The sequence below is a fragment of the Pseudomonas sp. FBF18 genome, assembly GCF_024261405.1.
GTDB lineage: Bacteria > Pseudomonadota > Gammaproteobacteria > Pseudomonadales > Pseudomonadaceae > Aquipseudomonas > Aquipseudomonas palmensis.
Genome location: NZ_QKRS01000017.1, coordinates 103,358 through 119,441, shown reverse-complemented (window position 1 = coordinate 119,441; position 16,084 = coordinate 103,358). Strand labels below are relative to the sequence as shown.

Here is a 16,084-nt window from a genome sequence, read left to right as displayed (position 1 = left end):
CCAGTGGCTGGCCGTCCTGGGCGCGGCGCAGCACGATCTGGTAGGCACGGTCGAAGCGCGCTTGCAGACCCTTGTCGCTTTGCTGGGCGGCGCGCAGGTCGAACAGGCCGGTAGCCACGGCTGCGATCTTCACGCCCTCGTGGCTGTACATGCCCATCAGCGCCTCAATCCAGGCGTCGGCCGGCGCCGGCATACCGAAGTCCTCAGGCGTCGGCTGGCACATGGCGATGAACTCGCCCACGCTTGGCGCGAAGGGCTTCTTGAGCTTGCGGCACTTCTCGATGCCGAACTCGATCTGCTCAATGGTGCGGATGCCTTGGGCGGCGAACTCCTTGATCCATTCTTCCTTGGCGGCCGCCAGAGCCTCTGTGGAGGGCCAGGCTTGGCGCCAAGCAGGGAAGATGCCCCGTAGGCGCCTGAACAGGCCGTTAACCACCTCAGCGGTCTCCAGGGAGACCACAACGGGGCCGCCATGCAGTTCTGGTGGCCGGTTGTTCATTGACGCCATCAGTTGGTTGGCTGATCTCATGTGCGCACCACCAGATTCCGGGCCCACTCGGTGTCGTTGAAATCAGGCTCGTTGCGGCGCACTGGCAACTGGTGGACGTTGGCCGCGACCTCTGGCACCTCGTCCTGCCAGCGCTTGCCGTTCAGCCACGTCGACGCATGCGGGATGAACTGGCCGTCGTCCTTGGTCCAGCCCGGGGTGACAGAGTGCTTGGCCAGCGCAGCGATGATCTCGTCGAACAGTGGCTGGGTCAGCTTGATCTTCGCCCAGGCCTTCTCGGCTTTGTCCTTGCCAACCTTGCGGGGGTACAGCTTCCAGAACCGCGAAAACAGCTCGGCAGAGTCAGGAGCCGCAGGCGACGGAGTGAGGGAATCAGGAATCAGGAATCCGGAATCAAGAGAGAGGGAATCAGCCGGGAAAGAACCATGCGAGTCTCGTGCTTGCACCATGCTTGCACCAGACTCAACCTGCGACCCTTCTAAACAGGGCATTTCAGGGATAGTGCTCTTCGCCTCTTTGACGTGCGGGTTCTGGTGTTTGGCCCAGTTGATCACCTGAATCGCTTTCACATCGCCCACGGTGTAACGCTTGATGAAACCCAAATGATCCAGGTCATCCAGCATGCGATTGATGTCGACGTTGTCAGCTGGGAACAGGGCCATTTTCAGGCGGCGCGGCCGATCCTCAAGGCGCCCTTCACGGTCTGCCTCGGTCCACAGGCCGATGAACAGGAGGCGAGTGGCAAAGTCCAGCTCTGCCAGGTGCTCGTTCGAGAAGAACCCTGGCTTTATGTTTCTTGATCTGGCCATCATTGACGCCCTTTGCCGATAAGCTCGGCAAGCTCAGCGAACCGCTCTACATACCAGTGAGGCTGGGTCTCGCGGGGAGATTGGGGGCTGGTGAGGTTCTTGCCAAACCGCAGGCCTTTGTCAGTGATCGACCAGAACTCCACCAGTCCACGCCTGGTGCTGTTTCGCTGACACTTCCTGAGGAATCCGTGGGCAGCCAGCAGGCGATTGAACGCAGCTGCGGCGCCTGCAATTCGATGCTCTCGAATCAAGTCGCTGACCGGCTTGGTTTCCATAGAAGAACCGCCAGCGGCGTCCGGAGCCGCGTCGATGGCGTAACCAGGGAGAAAGCTCGACTCAAGCCCGTTGTTGGCTGCGATCTTCGAAAGCATGAGCATCTGGCTGGACGGCGACGGCTTGAGCAGCCTGGTGAAGCATTCGAAGATTGCTATCTCGCCGTTGACCTTGGCGCCGTTGATCCTGGCTGGTCTTTCGACCTGTGATTCAAGTTCTCGCCAGCGGCGAATCACCCGCATACGAAGCATCGGGCTATAACCGGTCAGAAGGCATTCGGTGTGCTCTCGATCCAGCAGGTACTCGGTTTGCTCACGACTCCGGCTGTCCAAATAGATGTGAGCAAAATCGCTCACATTCTCTTGAAGGCCCGTGAGCATCGAAACGATGTCCCTCTTAACGTCAGGATGTCGCTTCGCTGTGAGGGCAGCTATTTCCCTCGACGACATAGTGCGCGCCACAAAATCATCACAGGCGTTTTGTGGCGCGGGACTGTATAGGCCCTTGCCTGGCTTCTTGGATTCGGTCATTATTCACCTCACAGAGTTGCAACGAATGCAGTACGAAGAACCACCTGGCCGGGTGGTTTTTTTTCGTCTGCGATTTGTGGTCCTGCTAATGAAGGTCTTCATTAGCCCCTCCAGCTGCCTTTTCAGGGACTATTGAGTCCTGAGGCGCAGCGCGCTTTGGCACTGGCAGGTTCCGGACTTTTCCGGCTCCTTTTGGCCTGGTCTTTTCGAAGAACTGTTCTGTCCCAAGCTTTGCGGCGTACTGTTCAGGCGTCATGCCTGCGGCTTTCGCCAACCGTTCAAGCTTTTCGTACAGTCGTCCCTCGATCCCGTGGCAGATCGTGGTTTCGGGCACGTAGGCCTCCTTCCGGGCCTTCAGGCCATTTGGCTTTTGTCGGTAACATCGCTCTCGATAATGCTTTCCAGCTTTTCCTCAACACACATGCGCACGAAGACAGCCAGCTGAAGCTTGTGAAGCCGTGCTACGGCCTTCAGCGCCTCATAGGTCTCTTCGTCGTAGCGCGACTTGATCTCCCGGTCTTTCAGGTGACTTTGGTCGTGGTATGCCATTCGGTACTGCTCCTTGCGGTTGAAGTGGTTAAGCGGCGGATTTCTTGAGCGAGCTGGCAGGATCGTCTTCGCGCTTGGCGATCAACGCCCCGCTTGACTCCTTCTCCAACACGCACTGCATTGGGTAGGAGAACCCGCCTGTCGCGCGGCACTGAGAGACGCGGCTTCTAGTAACGCCGAGAACGTCAGCGATTGCCTTGCCTGAGCCAAACATCTTCAGGGCGTCGTCATAGGTCATGTTTTTTCTCCATTTGCATGCCTCGCAGTTTAGACGCTTAAACATCACAAATGCAAACATCTAAACCGTCGAGTGTTTAAAATCCTAAATATGGAATTCAAAGACAGGCTTCAGGCGCGCATGAAGGCCTTAGGGCTAACTGCAGCTGACATAATCAAGCTCACAGGCGTCTCCAAGGGGACGGTGAGCTTCTGGGTGAACGGAAAAAATGGCGCGACAGGCAAGAATCTCCTGTCACTTGCCAAGGTCCTTCGCTGCGCCCCGGAGTGGCTCACTGACGGAAAGAACCCTCCTGACGTAGTCGCTCAGACCAAGGCCAATGCAACGATGCTTGGCCCGATATCGGTGTGGGACGATGAGACCCCGCTAGACGACGACGAGGTATACGTTCCGTTCCTTAAGGAAGTTGAATTGTCCGCAGGATCTGGCCGTACCGTGATCGAGAAGTCGAGCAGCAGAAAGCTACGCTTCGGCAAGCAAACCTTGCGCAACCAGGGCGTGCAGTTTGATCAGGCCGTGTGCGTGACGGTGCACGGCAATAGCATGGAGCCGGTTCTGCCGGACGGCAGCACGGTCGGTGTCGACAAATCATCGACCGCAGTGAAGGACGGGAAGATGTACGCGATCGACCACGGCGGCGAGCTACGCGTGAAGACGCTGTACCGGATGCCTGGCGGCGGCCTGCGGTTCCGTAGCTTCAACCAGGATGAGCATCCGGACGAGGAGTACACCGCGCAGCAACTGGCTGAAAGCGGGATTAGCGTGCTGGGGAAGGTATTCTGGTACTCCGTTTTACTCTAAATATTGCAAGCACTGTTGATTTTCTGCATGCAAATAGAGATCATTGCAAGCTCAATCACTTGAGACCTTGCAATTATGGCTGACGATGAAAAAGGCAAAAAAGCTTCTGGTCGTTCGAAAGGCGGGGATGCTAGGGCAAAATCACTGACGCCTGAGCGTCGTAGTGAGATTGCCAAGAAAGCGGCTAAGGCAAAAGCTGATGCCAAGAAGCTACCTAAGGCTACGCATGGCTCGAGTGATCATCCTCTAAGAATCGGCGACATCGAGATACCATGCTATGTACTAGAGGACGGGACGAGGGTCATCTCTCAACGCGGCATCGTTCTCGGGCTTGGAATGAAGTATGGCTCTCGCGCTGGTGGTGCTGACCGACTCACAGGTTTTGTACAGGGAAAATCGATTTCTCCCTTTATAAACAATGAGTTGCTGGCACTGATCGGGAATCCGATAAAGTTCACTCACAGCGGTGGTGGTGGGGTTGCCTCAGGGTATCCGGCGACACTGATTGCCGACCTGTGTGATGCGATCTTGGCAGCCCGAACAGCCGGGAAGCTCCAAAAACAGCAAGAGCACATCGCCGTCCAGGCTGAAATTCTAGTGAGAGGATTCGCTAGGGTTGGCATCATTGCGCTGGTTGACGAGGCAACTGGCTATCAGAAAGACAGGGCCAAGGACGCTTTGGCCAAAATTCTTGAAGCGTTCGTTGCGAAAGAGCTTCAGCCCTATGTCAGGACTTTCCCCTCCGATTACTACGAACAGCTATTCAGGCTTCGTGGCCTGAAGTACCCACCGGAAAACGCTAATTATCGCCCACAGTATTTTGGCACCCTTACGAACGATATAGTCTACAAGCGCCTCGCGCCGAGCCTTTTGGCAGAGCTCAAAAACCAAAATTCTAAGGATGAGAAAAAAGGGAAGCTCTTCCAGCGGCTTACACCTGATACGGGGCATCCGAAGCTCCGTGAGCACCTGGCTTCTGCGGTCACAGTCATGAAGCTCAGCAAAGACTATCCCGATTTCATCGAGAAGCTGAACATCATACATCCGCGCTTCGGCGATACATTGGCACTAGACCTAGATGATAGTGACGTTTAAAGCTAAGCCCGCTCCGGCGGGCTTTTTTATGCTCGCGTGATGGCTGGTGGCCAGAGTGGTAGGATGGTGCCTTCATGAAATGGAGGTCTTTCGGTGGAATCACCTGACAAGAAGTGCCCTTACTGCGCCGAGGATATCAAGGCCGAGGCCATTCGCTGCAAGCACTGCGGCATGAGTTTGCTTACTGGCACCCATGATGGACAAGTTCCGGCGAAGCCTCGCAAGCCGATCTGGCCATGGATAGTTCTAACTCCCATCCTGCTGCTTGGGGCCCTGATGATCATCGGCGCCCTTTCAGGACCTCCAGACGAGAAAAGCAAGGCTAGAGCGGCCATCGACCTTTGCTGGAAAGGCGTGGACGACGAACTGCAATCTCTGGATGCTCGCAGGTTCGTCCGTGGCACTTGTCAGATGATGGTGGAAAAATTCGAAAGGCAGTACGGCCGATCTGCCTCGCTCCGTCGCGAATAACCCCGGCCTTCTCGCAACACAAGCCCGTCTAGTGCGGGCTTTTTTGTGGGCGAAAGGAGCGCCTGCGCCTAAAAAGTTTAAATGTTTAAACAAAATGCTTGACGCGCGAGGTTTAACTTTCTAAATTTACCTCAACACGCAGCGACTCACCCGGTCCTGCATAGGCCCTCAACCGGGCACGCTCTTTAGCGACACACCTTGCCGGATCGACACCGGCCCAGATTCAAAGGCAGCGATGGACAGGCCTCAACAGTCCAGAGGGGTGGCAACTGCCCCGGGCGTGCAGCGTAAAGCGCCAAGACCAGTTATCCAGCGGGAGAACAAGCCGAAAGGCCCGCGGCTGGAGGAACAACCAGAAGATTGCCGCGCAACTGACGCCAGTAGCGGGTCGCGGCAGATTTCCTCGATGCCCTTCTTGCGAGGGGTATCAGGGAAATCACCCCAACAGAAAGGAGCTCCCATGAGCGGATTCACGAAAGGCCAGGCCGTCATCTTCACTAACCCTCGCGGCACCGAAAGCCCGGGCAAGTACGTGGGCACCAAGAACCTGGGCCATGGCCGGGGCGGCGGTGAGTACCTGGTTGTGGACGTGGACGGCGTGGAGAAAAAGGCGCGAGCCAGCAAGGTGCGCGCCGCCTGATTTCACTGGCTGGCCTTGGCGACAGGGCCAGACGGGAAATCAACCGAGGAACGCAGCATGCAGATCAACCAGCAAAAAACGGTTCAGGTCGATGTGACCGAGCTACGCCTTCACATCAAGGTGCGCGATGGCTTTGCCGCAGGCCTACAGGACGCTCAGGGCGAAGAGGTGGGCAGCTACGAGGGCTACGTGCCCGACTTCTTCCCGGGTGACCACTACGGCGATTACCTGATCCTGAACATCGACCTTGAGACAGGCCAGATCAAAAACTGGAAGAAGCCGGTCGCCGCCGACATCGAAAAGATGCTGGCCCAGGGCGAAGACGACTGAACAACCAGCGCCACGTCAGCCTGACGTTAACTGCCCGATGCCCTGCTCCCCATCGCAGGCTGCATCGGAGTGTGAACTGAATCCTGCCGCCAAGCAGCACAGCTTCTATCCAGCGAGATCGGGAGGAACGAACACCGGTCGATGCAGAGATTGGCTCCTGCCAGTTCACACCCCGATGCATCCCGCATCCCCTTCCCTTCACATACGACCGCATTAGGCAGGTGCCAGGCCACCTTTCAAGGTGGGTTTGGTCACCCGCGCCTGGCTCCTGGCCAATGCGGTTGCCGAGGATCACTCATGAAAGACGAACACAGCCTCATGGCATGCAGTGCCATTGAGCACAACGCGATGCTCTGCTTTCACGCCATCGCCGAAAACGCCAGCAGCCCTTCGGTGCTTTACCGCCCAACCCTGAGCATCGACGGGAACCAATGGTGCGCGCTGTACGGTGAAGACCTGCAAAGCGGTGTAGCCGGGTTCGGCGATTCGCCAGGCGCCGCCATGTCCGATTTCGAAAAGAACTGGGCAACTCCGCTGCCAAGCTCTCCAGGCGGTATCGCGCTCGCCGCCCGGGTGAAGTCATGAGCGGCTGGATCAAGTGCTCTGAACGCATGCCTGAGCTGCCCAGGGGCGGCGGCAAGGCCTGGGTAATCGCCTACACGCCAGCACGAAAAGCGCAGAGCGCCTTCAACGGCGCCCGCTTCCTCTACTGGAACGGCATTGACTGGCGCTACGGGGATGGCTCGCGCTTCGAGCACCGCGTGACTCACTGGCAGCCGCACCTCACTCCACCCACCGAGTAACCCACCACCTGGAGGCGACCATGGGCGCACTTCGAGCAGCACAGTTTGAGTACGACAACCGGCAGCCGCCTCCAGTGATCGATGCTCTGGCGGATGCGCGCTTGGCCTGGCAGGAAGAAGCCGGGGAGCGGCTGGCTCGGGGCAGCGACATCAAAGTGCAGCGCCGCCTGCGTGCGCCGCGCATCGTCACCTTCGCTGAGTTCAAGACCCACATCCAGATGCTCCTGCTGAAGCGCTGGGAGGACGGCGAGGACAAAGGCGACTGGTTGGCTGAGATCGTCATCCAAGCGGCCTTTGGCGAGCCCTGCAGGACCACGGCGGCGAGCCTGCTGGGCGACGACAAACCGGATCGTCGTCTCATCGATGTGGCGGCAGAGTTCCTTGAGCCGCTGGCCGATGACGCACTGATCGCCCAGCAAGAGGATGCCGAGATATGAGCCCTCACATCCTGATCGACCAGGAACTGGATGCAATGGCGCATCCAGGCACCCCGCTCAGTTGGAGCGTCATGCTCCAGCGCCAGCTCACCGAAATGATGGCGGATCAGCGCATCACCATCGAAGAGTTCAACCACTACTGCGGGCGCCTCAACAAGATCGTTGATGGGCGCAAGGAGGTCGCTTGATCAATATCCCTGAAGGCACCCAGTACATCGAGGCAGGATGCGGAAACAAAGGGTTCCGAAAGTACGAGAAGGGCCAGTGGTGGTTCTTTGAAGGATTCTGGCGTGTTGTCGACTGGAAGATGGGGGATCTAACCCATGTGAGCAGCCACCCAGACTATGTCGCGCCAGTCGCACCTTGGAATGGTGAGGGCCTACCGCCGGTTGGCACAGTATGCGAGTTCGCCGGATTCAATCCGGAGGAAACCTTGCCGTCTGATCCCATAATTGGTGATCGGGTGACGGTGATCGCTCACTTCAAAAGCGGCTCAATTGACGTCGCGGCGTTCACCTTCTTTGCACCGCCTGAGTTTGAGTATTTGCAGGTTGCTCAAGGCGCACATGGGTGCTTTCGCCCAATCCGCACGCTCGAGCAGATCGCAGCGGAAGAGCGCGAGGCAGGGATCGCCGAGATTCGCCAGATCTTGACCTCAAGCGCCAAGGGCTCGATTGAATCGGCCATTTGGGATGCTGGCTACCGCAAGCAGGAGGTGTCATGACCACACCAGTCGTGAAGACGCTCATTGACGAGCAGGTCGAAGAAGTGAACGCCGCCCAGGTGCGCGGCACGCTGCGGTTCCCGGTGGGCATGCGTGTCGCGGACCTGCCCTACCCGATCAAGGCCGACTGGCTGAAGCTCCGACCCATCGCGCGGCCGAGGCCGTGTCCATGACCAGCTACCAGCGCGCCCGCCGCTTCGCCTTCTGGCGCGGCAGCTTCACCACCCTCTTCATCTGCACTGCCTGGATGCTTGCGAGCGCCCTGGCCGGCACCCTCACTTCCTGAATTCACACCCGGCGCACGGCGGGCCCCATCGGGGATAACCGTACCCCTCCGGGAGCGTAAGCGGCGAGAGCGCGCAACCATCCACCGCAGCCAGGGCTTGGGTCAACCTCATGCCTGGGTGACCTGGCATTTCACTATTCCAACTGACGGCGCCGGCCTGGCGTGAGGTGTATCCCAATGTCCGAATTAACCATCAACGTCGACGACTACCTGAGCGAGTCTGATAAGCGTCGGATCGTGACCGATGCCTTCAGCGCTGCCGCAGCCGCCCATGCTCAGAAAGACTTCGAGCGCATCATCAGCAACTCGGCCTACTACCTGGTTGGCGAGATCGTCGACCAGCACTTCGACGGCAACATGGTGGCCACGCTCAAAGACAAGGCCATAAGCGTCATCAACAACCTGTCTTCGACTACCGTGTTCAGCCCGCCCAACGCCTGGGATCGAGAAGCCAGCAAAGGCTGGCAGCAGATGCAGCAGGCGATTGAAGACCTCAAGCCAATGATCCACCAGCGCGTCAGCGACATCATCGCCGACTACGACCATAGCGCCCTGCGCGACCTGATCGAAACTCAGGTCGGCGAGGCCATTCTCAAGAAGCTGACGGCATAAGCTGCTGGAGCCTGGAAATGACCAACAACATGAGCATCTGGGAGAAGGTCCAAACGACCGACACCCGATTCACCAAGGACGCCAAGGTCGGCGGCCAGCAGATCACCAGCCTGAACGGCACGGCCATGATCATGAAGGCCACCGAGGTATTTGGTCCGGCCGGCATCGGCTTTGGCTGGAACGTGGTCGAGGAGCGATTCGACAAGGGCGCCGAAATGTTCTCAGGCGAAGGTGACAAGCGCGTCAGCCTGGGCTTCGAGCTGAACCACACCATCAAGATCACCTTCTGGTTCATGCTGGACGGTAAGCGCGGTGAGATCGAGCAGTATGGGTGCACGCAGTACCTCTACAAGTCGAAGTACGGCACAACGACCGATGGCGAGGCGCCGAAGAAATCGCTGACGGACGCGATCAAGAAGGCACTGTCGATGCTGGGCTTCAGCGCCGACGTGTTCCTCGGGATGTTCGATGACCAGAACTACGTCCAGCAGCTGCAGGCCGAGCAGGCTATCGAGCAGGCCGAGGACAAAGAGGCTGAGATCGAGCGTCAGAAGCAGGAGCGCTTGGCCTTCATTAAGGGAACAGTTGATGCGATGAAGGGCGCTCAGAGCTTCCGTGAGCTGAAGAAGATTCATGACGCCGCAGTTCGTAGGCTTGGCGCTCGCAATGATACCGCCGGCGTTCAGCGCGTGGCCAAAGAACTTGCCGACCTCTCTCCCAAATTCGCCCAGGAGACCGCCGCATGAGCAGCCTCTACCCGCTTACCAAGCAGATGATGGAGTTGGCCGCCATGGCCGACACCGACGATGAAGGCCTAAAGCAGGCCATCCAAGACACCATGGATGGCATCGCGGGTGAGTTCGGCGATAAGGCCGACAACATCGTCATGCTACGCCGGAACATCGACGGCGAGGTCCTAGCCATTGATGCAGAGATCGATCGCCTGACTGAGCTCAAGCGAGTCAAGAAGAACGCCGTCACTCAGATCGGCGACTATCTTCGCCGCAATATGGAGGCGGCCAACCTCAAGTCGATCAAGCGTCCACTGTTCACTATCACCCTGGCCGCTGCACCAGAGAAGGTGATCGTAGACAACCTGGAAGATATTCCGGTCGATCTGGTCCGCGTGGCAGTAACGCAGGACCCTGACAAAAAGGCGATCGCCGCCAAGCTAAAGGCTGACCGCGAGCACAACGAAGCAGTGCGCAAGCGCATGTCCGCCGGCGAGGATTGCGAGCACGAACTGATCCCTGACGCGCCTTGGGCCCACCTTGAGCGCGGCGAAAGCACCATCCGGATCAAGTGAGGATGCCATGACCGACAATCAAATCATCGCCGGCGCCCAGCGCCAGGCAGAACTGGAGGCAGCTAAGGCTGCCTTCTTCGCATCTGGCGGCCGGGTGGTCGAACTCAAGGGGTTCAACTACAAGCCCCGCCCACCCAAGGCCGCTGGCTCCGATCAGATCTTTTCCATCAAGTCGGAAGCCCAGAAGAAGCGCGCGGCAGAAGCCAGGCGAATCGCGGAAATCCGCGAAATGTCGAAAACCATGACGCAGGCCGAAGCGATGGAGTCCACGGGGTTATCGAGGAAGCAGCTGTTCAAGCTCTCTGAAAAGTACGGCATCGCATTTCAGTCGGCCAAGGCCCGAGAGCACGAAGAATGCCGCCGGCGCCGGGAGGAGCTTTCAGGGTTCGTGCGGTACTGCGCCGAAGAACAGGGCATGAACAGAACTGATACCGCCGAGGCGCTGGGTGTCAGCCGGTCGCTGATCTCGACCATCCAGAAAGAGTTCGACATCAAATTCCAGGCGGCCCAATGAGGCGCATCAACAACCGAGTGCAGCAGCGCCGCCGGCAGTTGCACGTTCACTTGCCGCCCAGCGGTTTAAAGGGGGTGCCGTATGGCGATGACTCAGCAGCAGCGCGACCAGAAGCGCCGCACGAAAGCAACAGCGGTCCAGGAAGAAGACCTTCGCATGAAGGCCCGCCCGGGCACCCGCCAGGCCCTGGCCGAAATCATGGAGTGGGCCGAGGTCGAGGAAAACGGCGAGGCTATGACCCTGCTGATCCACCGCATCCATGAGTTAGGGCCTGATGCGGCCCGCCACTTCCTCAGTGCGCCTCGCCACGAAATCGTTGTGTCGGATTTTGTGGCGCGACGACTCGACCAGTTCAGGATCAGCCGGCAAATGCGCGAGCCGCTTCTTATAGCGGGCGACGACCCAGACGATAGTGGAATCTACGTGATCGACAATCCATTGGCTGTTAGGGAAGCGTGAGGAATTTGTCGCCAGCAGCCTCTACCGCATCAAAGGCATGGTGACCCAGCCGCAGAAGAACCTCCCGCTCTAGTGCTTCCACCTTTGTGGTGTCGGGGACCTCGCCTTTCAGGTCTCGAGCTAGGGCCCTGTAGTCCTCTCTGGCCAACACCAGCTCTTGAAATTTTTTGATGGTCTCAACTGGCACGTTAACGCTAATAACCTTGCCTACCATGTCCACTCCTTGTGTCCGGCCCCATGCCGGTCACCCGTAATACCCCATCCCAAACCAAATTGCCACCATGCCGCCACCAGCACGGAGGGCGGCGCATGCATGGAGAAAGCCATGGCGAAATTCTACTACCAGATCAAGGGCCGACGCCCGGCCAAAAACGCATACGGCGAGGATGAATGGGCCTGGCCGCCAGTGTTCAGCGGCATGGTTGAGGCGCCCGAGCGCAAGGCAGCGAAAGCTCTGGTCGAGGAACAATACGAACGCCAGTTCCCGTCGCGGGTACTTCGCAAGGACATGGAAGCGCACGAGTATCTGCTACACATCCAGCCGATCGACGAACACGACACTTACCTGCTGGGTCGCTTCGAAAACAGGCCATGCAAGGAGTGCGGCACGGTCTTCAAGTTGATCGACAAATACAACGACCCGCACACTGAAACCAAAAGCCACGACTACTGCACCGAGAAGTGCCAGGCGGCGGCCAAGTTTCGCGACCTTTCGGAATTCAAACTGGCAAGCGAGGGTCGTTCGCCACCGGTGATCTACCAGGTGCGACAGAAGTCCAGCGGCCGCGTCTACGTCGGCCAGACTACGCAGCCATTCACGCTGCGGTGGTGGCAACACCTGAGCAACCCAACCAGCTGCAAATTCCACGCGGCCCTGGGCGGCTCCGATATCACCGACTGGGAGTTCTCCGTTCTCGAGGTGATCGCCTACCCAGAGGGTTGCACCAATCGAGTGGCCTACATCACCCAGCGGGAAAGTCACTGGATCGAAAACCTGTCGGCGGTTGAGACAGGGTTCAACACCGTTCGCCCTGCCGGTGCCGCCGATCAGGCCCAGGTGCCGCTACCTCTGGCCGAACTTGCCTGACCCAGCGGTGCCCGCCAGCGCCTCCCCCGCTTCAACTAATCACGCCTCCCCGGCGAGGACCGCCTATGTCTCCGTACCGCCTGCGCGGCAAGACTGTCCTGAGCTTTTCAGGCGGCCGCACCAGCGCCTACATGCTGCGCCAGGTGCTCGACCACAACGATGACCTGAGCGACCTGCTCGTACTTTTCGCCAACACCGGCAAAGAACACCCCGCCACCCTGGAGTTCGTCCGCGAGTGCGCCGAGCGCTGGGCGGTGCCAATCACCTGGCTGGAGTATCGCGACGATGAGCAGGGTTTTGCCGTGGTGGACTTCGACACCTGCAGTCGGAACGGCGAGCCGTTCGAGGCGGTAATCCGCAAGCGCAAGTATCTGCCCAACCCGGTGACCAGGTTCTGCACCATCGACCTGAAGATTCGGATCATTCACAAATACCTGCGCAGCCTTGGACTGTCCACGGAGCAGGAGCCGGTCGACATGATGACGGGTATCCGCGCCGATGAGCCGCGCAGGGTCGTGAAGATCCGGAACCGGGGCAGCACCAGCGAGAGCAAGCACGCCACGATGATCATGCCTCTGGCGGATGCCGGCGCCGGCGTTCAGGACGTGACAGACTTCTGGGCCGCCCAGACATTCGACCTGATGCTGTCCACCGTCAACGGCCGGACACTGGAGGGGAACTGCGACCTGTGCTTCCTCAAGCCGCTGAACCAGGTCTACTCGATCATTGCCAGTGACCGCAGCCGCGGCGACTGGTGGGCGACGCAGGAGCGGGTGACGAAGTCTACAGGCCAGTTCGCCGGCGACGGGGCGCGCTTCCGCAAGGACCGCCCCAGCTATCAGCAGATGATGGATTACGCCGAGATTCAGTACGACCTTTTCGCCGAAGTCGATGAAGGCATCGACTGCTTCTGCGGCGATTGACCCCCTTCCTTACCTTGAAAAATCTTTCATGCCGCCTGGCGAGGACTGCCCATGTCTGCACTTCAGAAAATGCCCCCATTCGACTTCAAGACCCAGTACAACCTGGGTTTCAGCCCACAAGACGACGAGATCGTGGTTGACTTCTTCTGCGGTGGCGGCGGCGCCGGTACCGGGCTGGAAATGGGCCTGGGTCGCGCGGTGACCGTGGCCAAGAACCACAACCCTGCAGCAATCAGCATGCACACCGCCAACCACCCGGCGGCGCGGCACTACACCACCGACGTCTTCGAAGGTGACCCGGACGAGGAATGCCAGGGCCGGCCGGTGGGCTGGTTCCACATGTCGCCCGACTGCACGCACCACAGCCAGGCGGCCGGCGGCCAGCCGCGCAAGCGCGAGATCCGCAACCTGTCGTGGATTGGCCTGAAGTGGGGCGGCAAGAAGAAGCCCCGCGTGATCAGCCTGGAGAACGTGAAGCAGATCCTGCACTGGGGCCCACTCATCGCGAAGCGCGACAAGGCCACCGGCCGGGTGATGAAACTGGATGGCACCGTGGCTGCCCCGGGCGAGCGCGTGCCGGTGCACCAGCAGTTCCTGGTACCGAACCCGAAGCGCCGCGGCATCACCTGGCGCCGCTTTGTGCACCTGCTGGAAGGAATGGGCTACCAGGTGGAGTGGCGAATCATCAAGGCCTGTGACTTCGGCGCGCCAACCAGCCGGGAGCGACTGTTTATGATCGCCCGCTGCGACGGCCAGCCCATCGTATGGCCGGAGCCGACCCACGCCAAAAACCCAGCCAAGGGCCAGCAGAAGTGGCGCACCGCCGCCGACTGCATCGACTGGAGCGTGCCGAGCAAGAGCATTTTCGGCCGCAAGAAGGACTTGGCCCCCGCCACGCTGCGCCGGGTCGCTAAGGGCATGAAGAAGTTCGTGCTGGACAACCCGCAGCCCTTCATCGTGCCGATTGCGAACTGGTCTGGGGAGCTGGCCCAGTCGGCAAATGAGCCGCTGCGCACTGTGACTTCCTGGCCGCGGGGCGGGTCCTTCGCCGTGGCAAGCCCGGTAATGATTGGGGCCGGCGGCCCGATCTATGCGGGTAAGCCGGTGCCTGCCGATCAACCCATGGGCACCCTTATGACCCAGAGCCACCGGGCGCTGGTGACAGCCTTCATTGAGCAAGCCAACGGCGGGTTCAACACCACTCCAGCGAAGGGCGCCGACGAGCCATTGACCACGGTTACCAACACCGGCAGCCAGCAGCGCCTCGTGACCGCCAGCCTGGCCACGCTCCGCCGCAACTGCGTAGGCCGTCCCGTAGATGACCTAGTGCCGACAATGACCGCCGGCGCCGAGCACCACGCCCTGGTCGAATACACGCTCTCGCCAGAGCACGAAGCTGGGGCGCTGCGCGTAGCGGCCTTCTTGGTCAGCTACTACGGCACCGAGAACACCAGCGCGGCAGACGCGCCAGCGCCGACGGTCACCACCAAGGACCGCCTGGGCCTGGTCACGGTGTTCGTGAAGGGTACGCCTTACGTGATCGTCGACATCTGCCTGCGCATGCTGCAGCCGCACGAGCTCTACCGCGCCCAGGGCTTCCCGGCCAGCTACATCATCGACAAGGGTGCCGACGGCAAGCCTTTCACCAAGACCGAGCAGGTGCACATGTGCGGAAATAGCGTCAGCCCGCCTCCGATGGCGGCTCTGGCCCGCGCCAACGACCCTTGGCGTACAACCGAAAGGCTTGCCTCAGCTGCATAGCAGGGTCTTTACCAGCGCCCAAGCCCAGGCCACCAGATCCAGGATGCCCTGGGCTATTAGCTCAACGATCACCTCTTCTATCACTCGCTTCTTCATCTCGGTGCAGCTCCTCTGTATTTGAGGAAATTCTGCAAGCCGGTGAAAAGCTCGTCCTCTTGGGTTTTTTCCAAGAGCGGGCGCCGGCGCCGCGCGGCGAATCAACTCCCATCACCAGTTTTACGAGGCGCCCCATGCCCACAGAAAACCGCCCCAGCAACACCGAACAGATGGTCAGCGTGCCGCGCAGCCTCCTTGAGGAAGCGTGCAACGGACTTCGAATCACCCAAGAACGAGCGCGGAAGGAGCTGCGCGCCCTTCTCGCCCAGCCGCCCGCCCAGTACCAGGGCGAGCCGGCCTGGTACATGATCGAAAATGGCCTTAGCGCAGTGCATGCGAAAGATAAAGCCAAAAGCGAACGGCAGGGATTCGACATGAGGGCTTACTGTGTGCCCCTGTACCGCCATCCACCAACCTCCGCCGACGCTGGCGAGCTGGAGCGCCTGCGCGCTGCGTTGAAGTTCTACGCCGACCGCGAGCACTACCACTTCGAAAGCGGCAACTGGGACACGGTGAGCGGCGAGCCCCTGAACATCCTGTGGTGCGGCGACGATCCGGACTTCATTGAAGACGGATCTGTTGCCCGCGCCGCCCTATCCACCAGCGCAGACCCGAGCAACGACCTGTGCGCAGAAGGTGCCCATGAGTTCGTGCCGTTTCGCAGCAAGTGCGTGAAGTGCGACGAGCCGTACAGCGCAGAGCCAAGCGCACGAGAGGCGCAGACCCTGAAAGACGAGAGTCGTTTGGGCATCGAACGCCTGCCAGCAGAACCCAGCGCGCCGAATGAGCTGGAGGGAGTCGAAGACCTGGCGCGCAGGATCGCCGCGAGGGT

Annotated in this window: 27 protein-coding genes; 20 read left to right on the top strand and 7 right to left on the bottom strand. The window is 59.7% G+C overall.

The features are described from left to right. From DN387_RS22025 to DN387_RS22000, 6 genes are all read right to left on the bottom strand, one after another. Positions 1–529: replication protein P (locus DN387_RS22025; protein ID WP_254506354.1), on the bottom strand; the 529-nt coding region annotated here is incomplete at its 3' end. Continuing rightward, complete coding sequence (locus DN387_RS22020; RefSeq protein WP_254506352.1) at positions 526–1,317, bottom strand: hypothetical protein; 792 nt, start codon at positions 1,315–1,317, stop codon at positions 526–528. The genes DN387_RS22020 and DN387_RS22025, both read right to left, overlap by 4 nt. Then, positions 1,317–2,039: a Rha family transcriptional regulator gene (locus DN387_RS22015; RefSeq protein ID WP_254506356.1), complete on the bottom strand. Its 723-nt coding sequence runs from the start codon at positions 2,037–2,039 to the stop codon at positions 1,317–1,319. The genes DN387_RS22020 and DN387_RS22015 overlap by 1 nt, the downstream gene beginning before the upstream one ends. Positions 2,040–2,205: 166 nt before the next feature. After that, the gene (locus tag DN387_RS22010) at positions 2,206–2,454 is read right to left on the bottom strand and encodes a hypothetical protein (protein ID WP_229589836.1); all 249 of its coding nucleotides are present in this window, start codon (positions 2,452–2,454) and stop codon (positions 2,206–2,208) included. 20 nt (positions 2,455–2,474) lie between these two features. Further along, on the bottom strand, positions 2,475–2,669 hold the full coding sequence (locus tag DN387_RS22005; protein ID WP_028941800.1) for a hypothetical protein: 195 nt from the start codon (positions 2,667–2,669) through the stop codon (positions 2,475–2,477). Positions 2,670–2,697: 28 nt separating this feature from the next. Continuing rightward, on the bottom strand, positions 2,698–2,907 hold the full coding sequence (locus DN387_RS22000) for a helix-turn-helix domain-containing protein (protein WP_254506350.1): 210 nt from the start codon (positions 2,905–2,907) through the stop codon (positions 2,698–2,700). 90 nt (positions 2,908–2,997) lie between these two features. Between DN387_RS22000 and DN387_RS21995 the strand changes: the two genes are divergently transcribed. From DN387_RS21995 to DN387_RS21920, 16 genes are all read left to right on the top strand, one after another. Beyond that, positions 2,998–3,708 (top strand): S24 family peptidase, encoded by a 711-nt coding sequence (locus DN387_RS21995; RefSeq protein ID WP_254506348.1) that lies wholly within the window; start codon positions 2,998–3,000, stop codon positions 3,706–3,708. Between the two features lie 75 nt (positions 3,709–3,783). Continuing rightward, complete coding sequence (locus DN387_RS21990) at positions 3,784–4,803, top strand: P63C domain-containing protein (RefSeq protein WP_254506346.1); 1,020 nt, start codon at positions 3,784–3,786, stop codon at positions 4,801–4,803. A 93-nt stretch (positions 4,804–4,896) separates the two neighbouring features. Beyond that, the gene (locus DN387_RS21985; RefSeq protein ID WP_078479670.1) at positions 4,897–5,274 is read left to right on the top strand and encodes a hypothetical protein; all 378 of its coding nucleotides are present in this window, start codon (positions 4,897–4,899) and stop codon (positions 5,272–5,274) included. 460 nt (positions 5,275–5,734) lie between these two features. Continuing rightward, positions 5,735–5,914, top strand: a complete 180-nt coding sequence (locus DN387_RS21980) for a hypothetical protein (protein ID WP_100633213.1) — start codon at positions 5,735–5,737, stop codon at positions 5,912–5,914. A gap of 57 nt (positions 5,915–5,971) precedes the next feature. Further along, the gene (locus DN387_RS21975; protein ID WP_254506344.1) at positions 5,972–6,244 is read left to right on the top strand and encodes a hypothetical protein; all 273 of its coding nucleotides are present in this window, start codon (positions 5,972–5,974) and stop codon (positions 6,242–6,244) included. A gap of 297 nt (positions 6,245–6,541) precedes the next feature. Beyond that, a complete protein-coding gene (locus DN387_RS21970) occupies positions 6,542–6,829 on the top strand; it encodes a hypothetical protein (protein ID WP_254506342.1) in 288 nt (95 codons plus the stop codon). Then, positions 6,826–7,047 carry a DUF551 domain-containing protein gene (locus tag DN387_RS21965; protein ID WP_114942265.1) on the top strand — a complete coding sequence of 74 codons (222 nt, stop codon included), beginning with the start codon at positions 6,826–6,828 and terminating at the stop codon, positions 7,045–7,047. The genes DN387_RS21970 and DN387_RS21965 overlap by 4 nt, the downstream gene beginning before the upstream one ends. 20 nt (positions 7,048–7,067) lie before the next feature. After that, the gene (locus DN387_RS21960; RefSeq protein WP_254506340.1) at positions 7,068–7,484 is read left to right on the top strand and encodes a hypothetical protein; all 417 of its coding nucleotides are present in this window, start codon (positions 7,068–7,070) and stop codon (positions 7,482–7,484) included. Further along, complete coding sequence (locus tag DN387_RS21955; RefSeq protein WP_254506338.1) at positions 7,481–7,672, top strand: hypothetical protein; 192 nt, start codon at positions 7,481–7,483, stop codon at positions 7,670–7,672. The genes DN387_RS21960 and DN387_RS21955 overlap by 4 nt, the downstream gene beginning before the upstream one ends. After that, positions 7,669–8,208 carry a hypothetical protein gene (locus DN387_RS21950; RefSeq protein ID WP_254506336.1) on the top strand — a complete coding sequence of 180 codons (540 nt, stop codon included), beginning with the start codon at positions 7,669–7,671 and terminating at the stop codon, positions 8,206–8,208. The genes DN387_RS21955 and DN387_RS21950 overlap by 4 nt, the downstream gene beginning before the upstream one ends. Next, the gene (locus DN387_RS21945; protein ID WP_254506334.1) at positions 8,205–8,381 is read left to right on the top strand and encodes a hypothetical protein; all 177 of its coding nucleotides are present in this window, start codon (positions 8,205–8,207) and stop codon (positions 8,379–8,381) included. Before DN387_RS21950 ends, DN387_RS21945 begins: the two co-directional genes overlap by 4 nt. Before the next feature lie 290 nt (positions 8,382–8,671). Further along, positions 8,672–9,106: a hypothetical protein gene (locus tag DN387_RS21940; RefSeq protein ID WP_229589847.1), complete on the top strand. Its 435-nt coding sequence runs from the start codon at positions 8,672–8,674 to the stop codon at positions 9,104–9,106. A gap of 17 nt (positions 9,107–9,123) precedes the next feature. Next, positions 9,124–9,852, top strand: a complete 729-nt coding sequence (locus tag DN387_RS21935; protein WP_254506332.1) for a hypothetical protein — start codon at positions 9,124–9,126, stop codon at positions 9,850–9,852. Then, on the top strand, positions 9,849–10,412 hold the full coding sequence (locus DN387_RS21930; protein ID WP_254506330.1) for a siphovirus Gp157 family protein: 564 nt from the start codon (positions 9,849–9,851) through the stop codon (positions 10,410–10,412). The genes DN387_RS21935 and DN387_RS21930 overlap by 4 nt, the downstream gene beginning before the upstream one ends. 7 nt (positions 10,413–10,419) lie before the next feature. Next, positions 10,420–10,926, top strand: a complete 507-nt coding sequence (locus DN387_RS21925) for a hypothetical protein (RefSeq protein WP_254506327.1) — start codon at positions 10,420–10,422, stop codon at positions 10,924–10,926. An 81-nt stretch (positions 10,927–11,007) separates the two neighbouring features. After that, entirely contained in the window at positions 11,008–11,385 is a 378-nt protein-coding gene (locus tag DN387_RS21920; RefSeq protein ID WP_254506325.1) for a hypothetical protein, read from the top strand. Here the strand turns inward: DN387_RS21920 and DN387_RS21915 are convergent. Next, positions 11,372–11,599: a hypothetical protein gene (locus DN387_RS21915; RefSeq protein WP_254506323.1), complete on the bottom strand. Its 228-nt coding sequence runs from the start codon at positions 11,597–11,599 to the stop codon at positions 11,372–11,374. The two genes, DN387_RS21920 and DN387_RS21915, sit on opposite strands and share 14 nt — an antisense overlap. Before the next feature lie 111 nt (positions 11,600–11,710). Between DN387_RS21915 and DN387_RS21910 the strand changes: the two genes are divergently transcribed. From DN387_RS21910 to DN387_RS21895, 4 genes are all read left to right on the top strand, one after another. Then, positions 11,711–12,472, top strand: a complete 762-nt coding sequence (locus DN387_RS21910; protein ID WP_254506321.1) for a GIY-YIG nuclease family protein — start codon at positions 11,711–11,713, stop codon at positions 12,470–12,472. Between the two features lie 65 nt (positions 12,473–12,537). Further along, complete coding sequence (locus DN387_RS21905) at positions 12,538–13,395, top strand: phosphoadenosine phosphosulfate reductase family protein (RefSeq protein ID WP_254506319.1); 858 nt, start codon at positions 12,538–12,540, stop codon at positions 13,393–13,395. A gap of 51 nt (positions 13,396–13,446) precedes the next feature. Further along, the gene (locus DN387_RS21900) at positions 13,447–15,156 is read left to right on the top strand and encodes a DNA cytosine methyltransferase (protein WP_254506317.1); all 1,710 of its coding nucleotides are present in this window, start codon (positions 13,447–13,449) and stop codon (positions 15,154–15,156) included. Between the two features lie 230 nt (positions 15,157–15,386). Continuing rightward, on the top strand, positions 15,387–16,084 hold a 698-nt coding region (locus DN387_RS21895), incomplete at its 3' end, for a hypothetical protein (RefSeq protein WP_254506315.1).

Coding starts and splice junctions, on each gene's coding strand:
- DN387_RS22020 (WP_254506352.1), bottom strand. CDS start 1,317: ATGGCCAGATCAAGAAACATAAAGCCAGGGTTCTTCTCGAACGAGCAC.
- DN387_RS22015 (WP_254506356.1), bottom strand. CDS start 2,039: ATGTCGTCGAGGGAAATAGCTGCCCTCACAGCGAAGCGACATCCTGAC.
- DN387_RS22005 (WP_028941800.1), bottom strand. CDS start 2,669: ATGGCATACCACGACCAAAGTCACCTGAAAGACCGGGAGATCAAGTCG.
- DN387_RS22000 (WP_254506350.1), bottom strand. CDS start 2,907: ATGACCTATGACGACGCCCTGAAGATGTTTGGCTCAGGCAAGGCAATC.
- DN387_RS21995 (WP_254506348.1), top strand. CDS start 2,998: ATGGAATTCAAAGACAGGCTTCAGGCGCGCATGAAGGCCTTAGGGCTA.
- DN387_RS21990 (WP_254506346.1), top strand. CDS start 3,784: ATGGCTGACGATGAAAAAGGCAAAAAAGCTTCTGGTCGTTCGAAAGGC.
- DN387_RS21980 (WP_100633213.1), top strand. CDS start 5,735: ATGAGCGGATTCACGAAAGGCCAGGCCGTCATCTTCACTAACCCTCGC.
- DN387_RS21975 (WP_254506344.1), top strand. CDS start 5,972: ATGCAGATCAACCAGCAAAAAACGGTTCAGGTCGATGTGACCGAGCTA.
- DN387_RS21970 (WP_254506342.1), top strand. CDS start 6,542: ATGAAAGACGAACACAGCCTCATGGCATGCAGTGCCATTGAGCACAAC.
- DN387_RS21965 (WP_114942265.1), top strand. CDS start 6,826: ATGAGCGGCTGGATCAAGTGCTCTGAACGCATGCCTGAGCTGCCCAGG.
- DN387_RS21960 (WP_254506340.1), top strand. CDS start 7,068: ATGGGCGCACTTCGAGCAGCACAGTTTGAGTACGACAACCGGCAGCCG.
- DN387_RS21955 (WP_254506338.1), top strand. CDS start 7,481: ATGAGCCCTCACATCCTGATCGACCAGGAACTGGATGCAATGGCGCAT.
- DN387_RS21945 (WP_254506334.1), top strand. CDS start 8,205: ATGACCACACCAGTCGTGAAGACGCTCATTGACGAGCAGGTCGAAGAA.
- DN387_RS21940 (WP_229589847.1), top strand. CDS start 8,672: ATGTCCGAATTAACCATCAACGTCGACGACTACCTGAGCGAGTCTGAT.
- DN387_RS21935 (WP_254506332.1), top strand. CDS start 9,124: ATGACCAACAACATGAGCATCTGGGAGAAGGTCCAAACGACCGACACC.
- DN387_RS21930 (WP_254506330.1), top strand. CDS start 9,849: ATGAGCAGCCTCTACCCGCTTACCAAGCAGATGATGGAGTTGGCCGCC.
- DN387_RS21925 (WP_254506327.1), top strand. CDS start 10,420: ATGACCGACAATCAAATCATCGCCGGCGCCCAGCGCCAGGCAGAACTG.
- DN387_RS21920 (WP_254506325.1), top strand. CDS start 11,008: ATGGCGATGACTCAGCAGCAGCGCGACCAGAAGCGCCGCACGAAAGCA.
- DN387_RS21915 (WP_254506323.1), bottom strand. CDS start 11,599: ATGGTAGGCAAGGTTATTAGCGTTAACGTGCCAGTTGAGACCATCAAA.
- DN387_RS21910 (WP_254506321.1), top strand. CDS start 11,711: ATGGCGAAATTCTACTACCAGATCAAGGGCCGACGCCCGGCCAAAAAC.
- DN387_RS21905 (WP_254506319.1), top strand. CDS start 12,538: ATGTCTCCGTACCGCCTGCGCGGCAAGACTGTCCTGAGCTTTTCAGGC.
- DN387_RS21900 (WP_254506317.1), top strand. CDS start 13,447: ATGTCTGCACTTCAGAAAATGCCCCCATTCGACTTCAAGACCCAGTAC.